This window comes from Pedobacter jaeyakensis (genome assembly GCF_054461315.1).
This window is the reverse complement of the sequence record NZ_CM136921.1, coordinates 3,029,492-3,042,585: the sequence shown is the minus strand read 5'-3', so window position 1 is coordinate 3,042,585 and position 13,094 is coordinate 3,029,492. Positions and strand designations below refer to the sequence as shown.

Here is a 13,094-nt window from a genome sequence, read left to right as displayed (position 1 = left end):
TAAATGGCATATAGTTTGTCTTAGACTACAGAATCCCTGTTGATATAAACATTATTGAACGAGGAACTGAAAATTTTTACAAGATGAAAAAAACAATTATTAGTAATTTCGGCTTGGATAAACTAGGTTTATCGCAAGCTGACGTCGACTTTGTAGACGTAAAATTAGAGGAGGACAATTTGATATTTGTTGATTACAACAAAATCTCAAAGTTCAGAAGTCCCTTAACGAATAAAATGGAAGTCTCTTTAGAAGCCTTTTTAGATGGATTTTTTAAAAGCATTGTATTCAGAAAAAAGAATGAGAGTAAATTACTTCTAAAAGGGCTGCATGAGTGTAATGCGACAAGATTAGGTTACTCAACAAATGAACCACACGGAAATTCTGTTGGGCAAGTTCTTCAAGGTCTAATTTATCAAAACACCGAATTTTTAGTTGAAGCGTTGAAAACAGGTCAATTTACATACAATACGCTCTTCTTTGGTGTTGATCAAGTTGGGCCGGATAGAATTTCTGATATTATTGTTAGTATAATAAAACTTCAATTAATCCATTTTACTCAGGAACAATGTGCAAAACATAATATTCCAACTGAGAAAGTAAAAGTGAAAAGTATTTTTGATGCAACAAAGCTAGAATGGCAGAATAGTAAATACGAATTACCAGTCTTTGACGGAGCGCCTATTATATTTATCCCGAAATCTATTGCATCAAGTGATACTAGTATGATAAGTTCGTATAATAGATTTTTAAGGTATGGTTTCAGAAATTTTGTAAAGCACAATAGCGAGTATGAATTTTTAATTGATGCCAAAGAAAATGGCAAGGGTGTTAGAAAAAAGGATTATGATGCATACTTGAAAGCCAAAGGAATTCCGCACAAAGACGAAGTCAAAAAGTGGATCGTAAATAATAAAACATCCGTCATTGATTTCGAATCTGAGTTGAGTGAAAGTTTAGAGGAGATATCTACTGCGGATATACTGAAGGTAATTGCTGCTTAATAAATAGTTTTAATGACTACGATGATTTAATCGTAGTCATTAAATTTTATTAAAAGTTACTTAAAAGATAAGTATCCAGCCTTTGAGGCTTCTTGCGACCGTTACCCATTTTTCGTGTTGCTAAATGCGCTCTTCAATTCATCCTTCGCTTTGCCGTATTGATAGTATATAGACCCACGAACGATTGATTTATCATTCAGGTTGAAGAAAGATAGTACTCCTGAAGCACTTTATAGCGGCCATATAATGACTCATTAAAACCACCCATATCAATTCATTTTTTCTAGGATCTCTACGTTTGGTAAGGCAATCGACACTCCGTCGCCGTAAAGTAGTATGATATAATACTGCTTTTAATGTGGTAAGTAGCAGCGTGCACGACACAAACTTTTTCTCAAATCTGATGATCAAAAGTGCACTTAAGAAGTTCCAATAGCTTTAAGCCATCGAAAACGGACAGACTGAAAATATATCAATTAGTTAAGAATAAGAGTATGGTTAGTCAGTTAGATGGACTTAAGCGGATGAAATCTTTAAGTCTTTTGCTAACCGCTAAGCAAAAATGAATGCCAATTTAAGTGATGACAATAAATTTTTGATAACAACCGTGCTAAGATAGTCGAATAGAATATTCAGGACTAGCTAAACTCTAACTTCAAAACATACTTCAAATCTCAAATATTCTTGTTAACTTCAAGGTTAACAACCTCATGCGCAACCAAATATTAATTTACGTTATCGCTCTCATTCTAGCTATCCCTATACACGGGCATGGCCAAAAGAAGCTTAAAGTACCTGTAGCACCAGATATGTTGTTTGCTATTGGTGGCGAGGATGCGAATGTCACTCCGAGTCATATTAAAGTTGATCCTCAGGGCAATACTTATGTTACCGGTGGTTTCTTTAATCAATACAATAAACTTGATTTCGATCCTTCTGCAGCCGAGTATAAAATTTGGCAAACTAATACCAGCTTTATCGCAAAATACAGCGCAGTTGGTGCCCTTGTTTGGGTAAAGCCATATGATGGGTACGCGTATGGACTTGATGTAGACCGTAATGGAAATATTACCATTATAGGCGAGCGGTCATCTACTTACCAACCCTTAAACGGAAATTGGTATGTGGACGCTCTAGTCATGCATCTCAACAATAATGGCAACCTGTTATGGGAGAAACTGATACAAAGCGGCACTAGAAATATACCGGTTGATCCTGAAAGACTTCATCCTCGTTCAGATGTTCAGACAGGGTATAAGGTGACCAGCGATAATGCCGGAAATTTGATAGCTGCTTTTAGTTTTGGTGGATCGCCAGATGTTGGCGGTATAATTACTGCCAAAGGATTTACTGATGGTTTGGTAGTGAAGTTTGACCCCAGTGGCAATGTGCTCTGGAAATTCAACCTCGGTTGTCCAACTGGCAACTTCAGTAACTATGCATTGGAAGCGCTGGTCGATAAAGATCAGAACATCATAGTTGCAGGTTACACCGATGGCACGGTCGACTACAATCCACTAGGTTCGCCAGTAAACATTACTGCAGACAATACTGTATTTGTAGCTAAATATTCTACCGCAGGTATTTTACAGTGGGCCAAGACTTTTAAAGTTAATGCGACCAACAACAACCTCAAGCTTACTTTAGATGGTCTGGATAACATTTATATCAGTGGCTCGTCTTCTAATACAATAGATTTTGGAGTTCCTCCGATACTAACTACACACAGTTCTCAAGATATATTTATTGCTAAATATGCTTCGGATGGAAACTTGTTGTACCATACCAGTATTGGTGGTGAAGGCGCCATGATGATGAATTCAGGTATAGCAATAGGGGCAGATAACAGTTTATATCTTACCGGAAATTTTTACGGAACAGTGGATGTTGATCCATCTGCAGCTGTAGCGCAACTCAAGACCAATGAAACTGTCGACCTGTTTATGATTAAATACGATGACAGTGGCAAATACCAATGGTCATTCAGCATACCCAGTTTTGGCTTTGGTCCTAATATAATTAAGATTGACAATTCTAAAAATTTACCTCTAGTTGGAGTACAGGATATGTATGTAAACAGTAGCGACAAAATATTTTTAACAGGCATGTTTGCGTCAACGGTAAATTTTAACGGCACTGGATGCGGGATCAATAGCCTTACTGCATCCAACATTAATAACCCTATAGCAAAATACAACGATATGTTTATCGTACGTTACTCGCCTACTATAGAAGATCCAATTACCAACAATACGGCAACGGCACCAACTGTAACCACCTTTTGCCTTGGCGAAGATCCGGCACTTATCACCGGTAGTATACCTGTTGGCGATAACTATACCTATCAATGGCAGCAGTCACTAGACAATAAAACCTTCACAGATATTACAGATGCGGCATCAAAAGACTTTGATCCGCCGGTTCCAACTGCCACAACCTATTACCGCCGTAGGCTGGTTACGTCTGAATGTGCGGTGCCCAACGTAAGTAATGTAATTCCCATTATACTTTCAACAACTCCATCACCAAATACAATTACCGAACCGGCCGAACTTAGTTTTTGCAACGTTGGTGATGTTACCTTAATTCGCGGCACAATACTGCAAGCCGTTGGCGATGTTGATTACCAATGGCAGCAGTCGGCAGATAATGTAAATTTTGTAAATATTAACGGTGCCACACGAATAGACTACGATCCGCCTGCAGTTAATGTCACCACTTACTTCCGCCGACTAATTACCAACCTTCCCTGCAGTATAGCGATACCGAGTAATACCGTAAAGGTTACCGTGCTCTCTGTTCCTGTGCCGTCAGTTTCTACAGAAAAGACGGTTTGCGTAGGCGAGGGTGTAACACTTAACGCTACCGGTGGCATTCGGTATGTGTGGTCGCCAGCTACCACGCTATCTGCGGCAGATGTTGCATCGCCAATAGCAAAACCCACCGCAACCACAAACTATACCGTTACTATTTTTAATGGCAACTGTGTTACTGCGCTACAAGTAAGAGTAAATGTAGTAAACAAGCCAACAGTAAACGCCGGTGTAGATAAGGAAATTAGGAATGGCGAGAAAGTTCAGCTCAATGCACAAGTAGCAAATGTAGAAGGAGCGACCTACAGTTGGACACCGGCATTATATCTTGACAACCCTGCTATACCCAATCCAATGGCGAGCCCTGTAGAAACTATCACGTACCGACTTACAGTTAGAGCGCCGAATGGTTGTTTTATAGTTAGTGATGATGTGGTCATCAATGTTCGCTTTGGTCTAAGCGTACCCAATGCTTTCACACCAAACGGTGATGGTATTAATGATGTTTTAGTGATTCCTGGCTTAGACTCTTACAAACAAAGTATAGTTACTATTGTCGACCGTAAAGGCCAGCCAGTATTCAAAAGCCAGTCATATTCAAAACCCTGGGATGGCACTCATGATGGTAAACCCCTTCCAGTTGGTACCTATTACTATGTAATTGAGCTTAACGATTTTGACCATAAGCGCCTATCAGGATCCATCTCCTTGATGAAGTAAAATTTATTTAACTTGCGCTAGGCTGCTGCGATCCTCCGTTTGGTATTCCATATTGTACTCTCCAACAGTCTTAACACCGTTGCCAAGTATCAAATCATATTTCAACTTTATAGTCTTTCCAGTTCTTTCAACCAAAAACCAGCCGCCTGAGATAGGCACTTCCTTTTCACCAAGCATAACAGTACCAGAAAATTCATATTTCAAACGCTCTGCCGGGCTTTTGTCGCTGAATTTATATTCTCCATTTCCCAGTAATTTCGGAGTAAAGCTAGTTGCTGATATGCGCACAGCTAATGTGCCCTTTGATAAGGTCTTGTTGCCAGAGTAGATGTCTATTTCAAATTTAGCAACACTAGCGTCCGACTCATTTGCCAATAAAATATAGGTTTTCTTGTTAGCACCTGGTTTCGCAATGAACGGCTCGGGCTGCATCCCATTGGGATAGGTATAGCTGGATTGCGAATTAATAGTTGTTTTGGGCTTGCCTAAGGCCATACTAAAGCTTGGCGATTTGGTCCCATCTGCGTTGGTGACAGTCGTTGTTGTTATTTGGCCTTTAACTGTAAAGCCTGTTAATACTAAAAGTGCGAGCATTAAATGTTTCATATGCAACTATAATGAAAGATACCTAAAGAACTTCTACATTCTTTACTCTTTTTTTCACCATATAACCAACCAAACCACCAAGACCATAAAAAATAACTGAACTAACTAATGCAGAGAGGCAAGCAATGAACAGTCCTGACAACAAAAATCCGTCAGTTCTATCTAGACCGGAAAATCTGAATACAACAAGTTGAAAAGCCAATATTATTCCGTTAAAAACTGCAAGCGATAAAACACAGAGAATCACTTTCCTTCGATTTGCAAACCTGCCTATGATATAACCGATAACTATCATTGAAATGTAAGATGAAATTACAATCAAAGACACATTGGTAATGAGAGTGTAGGAAATTAGCATAAAAATTATCCTGCACAGGATATCCATAGCAAAGGCATATAAAAAAATGTAATCTCTAATCTTTGGAAATTGCCTAGTCCGAACTCTCATAATGCAATATAATTAAAAGAATTAAACGAACGTATGGCAATCAGCTCAGCAATATTTCAGAATGTTTTTACATTAGCTTAAACAATGGAAAACCACCATACCTGTAAACCCTAATCAGGAATAAGCCGCTGTTCAGCGGTTGGAACCGGTTAATATGGCCCTAATATTTCTAGGTCTCCGTTAGGTATGATACAGGTGTTCGACAGGTCTTTGGTACGTGTCAGACACGTCTGTAGCACCTTTTAAGGTACTTAGCAGGTGCTAGTTAGTATACAGGCATATGCCAGCCTTATCGAATACCTCCGAAAGCCGCAAAACACGCATTCTTATGCAAAACCTCCACATGGCTGAACCCGACTTTTTTCAATAAATCCATTTGAAACCCTAACGACCTTGGTGTATCTTCTTTTTCGATATAGTCGAAAACTTTCTGTTGAAATTCCTTTCCACCTATGTCAGTTAAGTAGTCGCCATATATCTGCTCAAAAAGTTCTTGGATCTGGGGGAGGTCGTGAGTAATAAGATCGCATATCCAAAAACTCGCGCCTTTCTTCAGCGAGCGATAGATTTTTGTAAAAACCAATTCCCATTCATCATCATCCCTTAAGTGATGAAGCGTAGCACCTGCAACTGCTATACAAAAAGCATTTTCCGGCAAGTCAATGTCCCGGATGTCAGATTGGATCACCTCAACCTTACCTATAGTAGCAGCGCTTACCCTTTGCTTTGCCCTTTCCAGCATTGGATGACTCAAATCTATAAGTGTACAGTCCAGCCCAGGTATCTTTTCCAGCATTTTCAAGGTATAATTACCAGCTCCGCAACCCAGGTCCAGCAAACTCTTTGCTTTAGGTGTCAACCTGGCCACAGCCTCGGTTACCGTTTCCAAACAATAGGCTGCATCCATAGTGGTCTGCTGCCCTGTACTTAATACAGAAAAACGTTCTACGTCCTGGTCAAACCTGGCTCTGATCTCTTCTACACTTGATTTTGATGAATACGCTGATTTCATATATAATTAATTTGATTTGATAAAATTAGGGCTATTCATGATATTTGAAAAATATCAATTTTGTCAAGTAATGATAGTTGTAGAGTATCAATATGGAAATAAGACATCTTTTATACTTCAGGGCAGTGGCCACGCATCTGCATTTCAGAAAGGCTGCCGCTGCACTATTCATTTCACAACCACCGCTTAGCAGGCAAATCAAAGAACTGGAAGATGAGCTTGGTGCAAAACTATTTAATCGTGAAAATAAACGGGTAACGCTAACCCATGCCGGCTTGTATTTTAGAGATGAGGTGGATGCCATTTTTAGCAGGTTGGAGGAAAGTAAAGTCACAGTCCGACAAATACACCTGGGCGACAGTGGTGAATTGAAAATTGGGTACATCAGTTCTGTTTATGAGCGACAACTTGGCGAGGTTTTAAAAGCAATGAAGCAGGTTTTTCCATATGTTAAGACTAGCTTATACGAGGTTCCGACAGTAAAACAAATTGAAGCCTTAGAATCTGGGAAACTGGACGTAGGAATTTTACGGGCGCCAATAAAGAGTGAGAAATTGCAGTTAAAATTTTTATTCTTTGATCCTTTCACTGTAGTTGTACCGGACGACCAATCCATTGAAAACAGAGATAACCTGGTGGAATTTATCAAAAAAAGTCCTTTTATCTTTTTCAATAAAGATTACGCTCCTGATTACTACAATAAGTTGATAGAGATTTGCAGCAGGATGGGCTTCAAGCCAGACATTCAGCATGAGGCCAACAACGTTCACTCTATTTTACAGTTGGTAGAGGCGGGGTTAGGTGTTTCCATTCTTCCATCGTCATTAGAAAAGCAATATAGCGGATTAAACCTGTCGTTCTTTCCACTAGCTGATATCCCAATCTCAACCGAAGTAGTGATGGCATATAAAAAAGAAAATTCAAGTCCGGCGTTAAAATGGTTCATTGAAAGATATTCAAGCGAAAAATAGTGTTAGTTTGATATCTGCCGCAAGCTAAGCAAATACAGAACTTCTAGCGAGCTTAGTGCAGGATACTAGGTATCTTGGTGCGGTAAACACCTCCTTTTCCGCACCAAAATACCTTTAAAGTCGCTTTCAGTGCTACACGAGTGCTAAAGGTGCATCAATTGATTACCCCGCCGGGGTTTTTAATACGTCAAAGAGCGTCCTCTACCTGCTATCACAGCGGGCAGAAATCAAATTGTTCGAAAAAAATTAGGGAATTAAACCAGAACACTAGCCTATTGTTTTCAGCTCAATAGCGAAGGCAAAAGATGTTTGGAATGTCCACAAATTGTTCGGTTAACCCGATCTGTTTTATAATTGTGGCTTATCAAAAGCTCGTAAAATTATATATACAATATCGGAAAAATAGTTGACATTTCCAATTGAAATTTTCGATTTATTTGTATTAAATGTGCTGAAATACAGCGGCTTATGATGTGTTTCTGCGCCTATTTTTTTAGCGTTTTATAGGAAGTCAAAGTATAGCAAAATGCAAAAACTTAAGATAGATACTGACACTATCGTGCAATTACTAAAATTAATTTTTTAATTATGTACAATATAACGTACATTTGAATGTACTTAACCTGTAATTATGAAAGCGGTGACTATTTCTTCTCTGAGGACGAATATGAAAACATATTTTGATCAAGTTAGTGAAACAGAAGATTTTCTAATTATTCCACGAAATAATAATGAGGATGATGCTGTTGTGGTAATTTCTATTAAAGAATATAATGCGCTTACTGAAACTGCACATTTAATGTCCACAGATGCCAATCGTAAACGTCTCGAACAGTCTATCGAACATCTAAATCAAGGCAATACTAAATTGTTTACGCTAGAAGACGAAGTTCCAGCTAAAGTATAGGCATGTATTTCGTTTTTACACCTGAAGCCTTGGAAGATTTCGAATATTGGATAGATAATGATGAAGAAGCTGCAAACAAGATTAGAGAGCTGTTAAAGGAAATAAAAAGAACTCCTTTCCATGGCCTGGGTAAACCTGAAGCTTTGAAGCATAGTTTAAAAGGCTTTTGGTCCAGACGTATTACAGGTGAGCATCGCCTTGTTTACCAAGTATCTGGAACTAAAGGAAAAGACCAGCAGTGCGCAATAGTCCAATGTCGATTTCATTATAGTGATAAATAAATAATTTGGATCAATTTCGTATTCGACCTATCCAATATATCTATTTGATATTCAATATTTTGACAGAAATTCCAAAATAATAATTTTCGTAAAAGCTTGGTCGAATTCGTGGATTCTACATAAGTTTGCCTAAACAAAATTGATATGTAACAAGCTAATATTATAAATTTGCTTCTTCCTCCAAAATATTGGAGCATTTAGCACTTAAGAATCTCGCTCAAGGAACCTAGGAATTTCAAAAGCAACGAGAGGATAAGTGAAAGGTGTTCGTACTTTGCAAAAAGTGCGGACTCCGCTTATTCGTTGCACGGTCTCCTAGGACCTCTTGAGCGGTAAGTGGGGTTCCGCGCTTTTTGCGTTTTAATGGTTTTTCGATTTGTTGATTGCGAAAACCAACCTTCCTTTAAAGATTCCATACTTGATCAGCCTGTCATTGCGAACGGGCATTACGCTAAGCACCCGTCATTGCAAAACGGGCACCGTTGGAGCAATCTCATTATGTGAATGCAACAGAATATTAAAATATGGAGATACGAATTGTAGTACTTTTTTCTTTGATACTATGCCCGCCGGATTGATCGGGTAGGAGATCCTTCATTGCGTTCTGGATGACAAAGCGCCTTAGTACGACTTAGCATAAAGAAACAAAACAACAACTTAACAAACTATTCATAAAAAACGATAATGAAACCGCCGTCAGGCAGCTTCATCACAATTAAAATTCAATAGGAACTACGATGAAAAAAACGAAACTAACATTCGTAATGGCAACGCTTTGTCTAAACTTTGCATACGGTCAAGACAAGCATAGCCCTAAGGCTGAGCAAGCTATGAAACTATTTAAGTATGGTTTCTGTGGATATAAGACTGGTTATAAGCCAGGGATAAAAATCAGCAACGACGTATTCGCCAAAGGTAAAATGATTACCGTGAGAAACTTGCCTATCGTGCAGCTGTACGCCATCGCCCTGTGTATGGGCAAGCAAATCTGCGAAGATCAGATTATACTGGATGTGCGGGAACCTAAGAAGCTATGGGAATTGCGTTGCTATCAGCTCATTGTACCTGCAGAGCAGGTTGACAACTTTTATGTTACCATGCATCAAAACCTCAATCTGGAATTCCCAGAATATGTGGCCAGGCTGGAAATGCGAAACGAAGTAATGCACCTCATTATTACCGATAAAGACGATCAACTATGAAAAATTACACCATTTACCTGGTCTCACAAAAGAACCTTAATGCTATTGAACTGCTGGATGCTGCATTCGACAGCAGGGCAGAGGCAGAAGCCTATGCTGGCAGGTTTAAAACCCATCAACAACCCGATATTATTGAAATCACCGTAAACCCAGCATATGTAAAATACCCCACTCAGGATTGCTATTATTTGGAGATCAATACAGCAGATGGCAGCGTGCTTGAATATTACATTGCTAATACCCTACAGGGCGAAGAAAATGCCTTGGCCGGAAATTATTTCATAGAGCATATCGCAGGGCAGGAGATGGTCTGCCTGTACGTAATGGCTGCCACAGAAAAAGAAGCAAAGGCTCTCGGTCTAAAAAGATTCAGTAATATCACTTTCCTATAAGTTAAATGTTTGCTGCTTGATCTATGATACCTTCACGATACCTCTACCATACCTTTATGATACCTTTACCATACCCCTTGGGTGGGGTAAAGGTATGGTATAGGTATCACAAAGGTGGGCTAGATAACTAGCCAGATTTTCCTATGAGTTAATGCTTATTTGGAAGGTTACTGTATGCTTGCTATAGAGATAGTAGTTATCATAAAATCAATTTGACGCTAACCAAATAACTAGCGTAACTTCAACTATTAACCAAGTATATGCTCAACTTACGCCTCATTCTATTATTTTTCCTGTTAACTATATGTGCTTTTAGGCTATCGGCCCAACAGCGTATTGCGCTAAATGACGTGCTAAAAATAGAGTTAATTAAAACTCCAGGAGGATTGGGTGATCCAAGGGACTATCATAAATATGAGATTACCAATGAAAATGGAATTTGGGTGAGCAACAAGATTTTACGGCCCTCTGGAAAGGTATTTTTCTCAAATGTAGGCGCTGAAAAGATTAACGAGCTATTGAGTTTCATGGCTGCAACCGACACCGAAATTCATATTGAGCAATTTAAACTCAACAACGCAGAAATGGAGCTTGCTTTCGATTCTATTAATAAAAGTGAATTCTTAGAACTTGATCAAAAGCAAAAAACTAAATTTTTGAAAAAGTTTTCAAAGGTATTGCCGGAAAGTTTAGAAGGAAGTCTGCTACATCCAGAAGGATATGACGACAGAGCCTTAACTTTTATAAGAGTCACCACTAAAGATGGTCATACAAAGTCTATTCAAGCATTATCCGGAAATTATTACAATTTACCTTGGGATGTTAATGGTAAACCAGTCTATAATCCTGAAATCAGTAGGTTGTTTGCAGAATTGGCTGACGACAAGCAATTTGACAAACAGGCCAAAACGTTTCTTTACAGCATATCGATGTTAACATTTTATTGGCGGAAATATGCAACACATTTCAATATGGAAAACCTAAAGAGGGATTATCCATTGTACTTCAAAAAAACAGGCAGCTCACTTCAGGTAAAACAAGCTAATAAAAGCAACAGAGGCTGGACACTAACGTTGGCTTCTTCAAAGTTGCCTTCTAGAATAAGCCTCGGTGGCCAGAGCTTAAAGCATTTGGATAAAGCATTGCCTGCTCTTGAGCTTTTGGAAGCCAGAATTATTAATCTTTACCGCAGTAATAACTATTTGTTTAAATACCTGAGGCAAAATTCACATCAAGGTGCATTTATACATGTAAAAGAATTATATGATAACGATGACACAAGTTTTTGGATTTTAGAAAATTTAAAACGTCTCTACAGCCCAGTTGCATTCATAACACCTCAGCAAGTAACTATTATAGAAATAGGCTCACTTGCTGGCATAAGTGTTAAGAAGGGGGATGCCATGTGGCTCTTGCTACCAGATGATTCTTTCATTTGTGTCCCATACATTGTAACGTCAACGGGATATGAAGTTGGTAGAACAGCTTTTATTTACGCCAAGAACGGCCAGCTAATAAAGACAGTTAAGTTTAATTAATGACATTACATCCAATGTTTAAGCTTACCTGTCATTTTATCTTCTTTTTCTGGAACTACTAATTTGCCACAAATCAATTCATCAATGCCATAAGCGATATTAGTAGCGACTGCCTCGTGTCTTACCAAGTTTACAATCCAATTCATGCCACAAAGCCATAGAAACGCGAATATACCTATCCACCTCGGTCCACCATCCACTAGCATGAATACAGTGACTGCGATTGACATGATACTTGTGACAATAAAAAGTTGAGCCATATTGATTTGATAATTTAGCCACCAGGTATCTCCTTTGTTTATCAAGGTAAAGATTCCGTCGTCCACACCTCTAAATTTGGAAGTATTCCAAAAAGACGTTGATCCTTTGTAAGTTACTTTTTAATCTCCAACAACAACATTGTCTGCATGGTCAGTAAGTATGCATTTCCTTATATAATTCAAAATTGCCGCTTGATTATCACTAGTGACAATTGTTCTTAACTGTCTATGATAGCGCACTGAGAAAGGAAAAGTCATGACCAAAAATCTTTTTATAAAGATAAGTATTATCTATTCCTTCTGTAGAGATTCCACACTGTCCCAATTTTATTTTAAGGAAGAAGCCAGAATCGCCATCCATTCCAGTATGTATTGTATTGTGGATAGAAGGTTTTGAATTCGTTGACCTGTGGTAAGTTGTGAGCCGACGAAAAGGCGTCATATTCTTTTCTACTATTATACTTTTCCCATTTACCCGACTCTAAGTGATAGTCATAAAAACCGTCCTCTGAAACAAAGCATAAATGTTCGTTGCGAACCAAAAAACTATCGATGCTGACTTGTGTTTCAGGTAGTAGGTAAAAATAGGCATTCCCATCACTACTATTCATTGTTCTACCGTTGCCTAATGGAAGGTTCGCTTCATCACCAAGTCCATGGTCTCCATAATAGGTAAATGAAAATACAAGCATCAAGCCTGCTATTGTGAAAAATATCCTTTTGAATTTAATCTTCATAAGTCTCTTGATTACTGTTATTCTACCTAGAATTACTAGCAACGATATGATGATTAGAGAATATATAGACGACTGAAGCGCTATTTTTAAAATTTCGAAGCCAAAATGAAATAATGCAAACATTTTATATTGCAATCATAAAAAAGCCACTTGTCAGGTGGCTTAAATGTATAAATAAGTTTTGAATTAATGTGACCTAGGTT

The 13,094-nt window shown here is 38.4% G+C and carries 12 protein-coding genes; 8 read left to right on the top strand and 4 right to left on the bottom strand.

What is annotated here, in order from left to right:
* The first annotated feature begins 83 nt into the window (after window positions 1-83).
* Window positions 84-1,004, top strand: a complete 921-nt coding sequence (locus ACXZ1K_RS13555) for a hypothetical protein (protein WP_458970205.1) — start codon at window positions 84-86, stop codon at window positions 1,002-1,004.
* Window positions 1,005-1,714: 710 nt separating this feature from the next.
* Entirely contained in the window at window positions 1,715-4,537 is a 2,823-nt protein-coding gene (locus tag ACXZ1K_RS13550; RefSeq protein ID WP_458970204.1) for a gliding motility-associated C-terminal domain-containing protein, read from the top strand.
* Between the two features lie 3 nt (window positions 4,538-4,540).
* On the opposite strand, the gene ACXZ1K_RS13545 is transcribed toward ACXZ1K_RS13550, so the two are convergent.
* Together ACXZ1K_RS13545 and ACXZ1K_RS13540 are read right to left on the bottom strand one after the other, a co-directional pair.
* Window positions 4,541-5,143, bottom strand: coding sequence for a hypothetical protein (locus ACXZ1K_RS13545; RefSeq protein ID WP_458970203.1), 603 nt, complete (start codon window positions 5,141-5,143; stop codon window positions 4,541-4,543).
* A gap of 737 nt (window positions 5,144-5,880) precedes the next feature.
* Complete coding sequence (locus ACXZ1K_RS13540; protein WP_458970202.1) at window positions 5,881-6,603, bottom strand: class I SAM-dependent methyltransferase; 723 nt, start codon at window positions 6,601-6,603, stop codon at window positions 5,881-5,883.
* Window positions 6,604-6,695: 92 nt separating this feature from the next.
* Between ACXZ1K_RS13540 and ACXZ1K_RS13535 the strand changes: the two genes are divergently transcribed.
* The 6 genes from ACXZ1K_RS13535 (at window position 6,696) to ACXZ1K_RS13510 (ending at window position 11,894) form a co-directional block, all read left to right on the top strand.
* Entirely contained in the window at window positions 6,696-7,574 is an 879-nt protein-coding gene (locus ACXZ1K_RS13535; protein WP_458970201.1) for a LysR family transcriptional regulator, read from the top strand.
* A gap of 631 nt (window positions 7,575-8,205) precedes the next feature.
* Window positions 8,206-8,481 (top strand): type II toxin-antitoxin system Phd/YefM family antitoxin, encoded by a 276-nt coding sequence (locus tag ACXZ1K_RS13530; RefSeq protein WP_458970200.1) that lies wholly within the window; start codon window positions 8,206-8,208, stop codon window positions 8,479-8,481.
* Between the two features lie 2 nt (window positions 8,482-8,483).
* Entirely contained in the window at window positions 8,484-8,762 is a 279-nt protein-coding gene (locus ACXZ1K_RS13525) for a Txe/YoeB family addiction module toxin (protein WP_458970199.1), read from the top strand.
* A gap of 737 nt (window positions 8,763-9,499) precedes the next feature.
* Window positions 9,500-9,964 (top strand): hypothetical protein, encoded by a 465-nt coding sequence (locus ACXZ1K_RS13520; RefSeq protein WP_458970198.1) that lies wholly within the window; start codon window positions 9,500-9,502, stop codon window positions 9,962-9,964.
* Entirely contained in the window at window positions 9,961-10,356 is a 396-nt protein-coding gene (locus tag ACXZ1K_RS13515; protein WP_458970197.1) for a hypothetical protein, read from the top strand. The genes ACXZ1K_RS13520 and ACXZ1K_RS13515 overlap by 4 nt, the downstream gene beginning before the upstream one ends.
* Before the next feature lie 260 nt (window positions 10,357-10,616).
* Window positions 10,617-11,894: a hypothetical protein gene (locus ACXZ1K_RS13510; RefSeq protein WP_458970196.1), complete on the top strand. Its 1,278-nt coding sequence runs from the start codon at window positions 10,617-10,619 to the stop codon at window positions 11,892-11,894.
* Between the two features lie 5 nt (window positions 11,895-11,899).
* Here ACXZ1K_RS13510 and ACXZ1K_RS13505 read toward each other — a convergent pair whose 3' ends face one another.
* Window positions 11,900-12,220 carry a hypothetical protein gene (locus ACXZ1K_RS13505; protein WP_458970195.1) on the bottom strand — a complete coding sequence of 107 codons (321 nt, stop codon included), beginning with the start codon at window positions 12,218-12,220 and terminating at the stop codon, window positions 11,900-11,902.
* Between the two features lie 266 nt (window positions 12,221-12,486).
* Window positions 12,487-12,891, bottom strand: a complete 405-nt coding sequence (locus ACXZ1K_RS13500) for a hypothetical protein (protein ID WP_458970194.1) — start codon at window positions 12,889-12,891, stop codon at window positions 12,487-12,489.
* Window positions 12,892-13,094: the final 203 nt, after the last annotated feature.

Excerpts from the sequence above, each read along its gene's own strand:
- ACXZ1K_RS13550 (WP_458970204.1), top strand. The coding sequence starts at position 1,715 with ATGCGCAACCAAATATTAATTTACGTTATCGCTCTCATTCTAGCTATC.
- ACXZ1K_RS13520 (WP_458970198.1), top strand. The coding sequence starts at position 9,500 with ATGAAAAAAACGAAACTAACATTCGTAATGGCAACGCTTTGTCTAAAC.
- ACXZ1K_RS13535 (WP_458970201.1), top strand. The coding sequence starts at position 6,696 with ATGGAAATAAGACATCTTTTATACTTCAGGGCAGTGGCCACGCATCTG.
- ACXZ1K_RS13555 (WP_458970205.1), top strand. The coding sequence starts at position 84 with ATGAAAAAAACAATTATTAGTAATTTCGGCTTGGATAAACTAGGTTTA.
- ACXZ1K_RS13530 (WP_458970200.1), top strand. The coding sequence starts at position 8,206 with ATGAAAGCGGTGACTATTTCTTCTCTGAGGACGAATATGAAAACATAT.
- ACXZ1K_RS13515 (WP_458970197.1), top strand. The coding sequence starts at position 9,961 with ATGAAAAATTACACCATTTACCTGGTCTCACAAAAGAACCTTAATGCT.
- ACXZ1K_RS13510 (WP_458970196.1), top strand. The coding sequence starts at position 10,617 with ATGCTCAACTTACGCCTCATTCTATTATTTTTCCTGTTAACTATATGT.
- ACXZ1K_RS13540 (WP_458970202.1), bottom strand. The coding sequence starts at position 6,603 with ATGAAATCAGCGTATTCATCAAAATCAAGTGTAGAAGAGATCAGAGCC.
- ACXZ1K_RS13525 (WP_458970199.1), top strand. The coding sequence starts at position 8,484 with ATGTATTTCGTTTTTACACCTGAAGCCTTGGAAGATTTCGAATATTGG.
- ACXZ1K_RS13500 (WP_458970194.1), bottom strand. The coding sequence starts at position 12,891 with ATGAAGATTAAATTCAAAAGGATATTTTTCACAATAGCAGGCTTGATG.
- ACXZ1K_RS13545 (WP_458970203.1), bottom strand. The coding sequence starts at position 5,143 with ATGAAACATTTAATGCTCGCACTTTTAGTATTAACAGGCTTTACAGTT.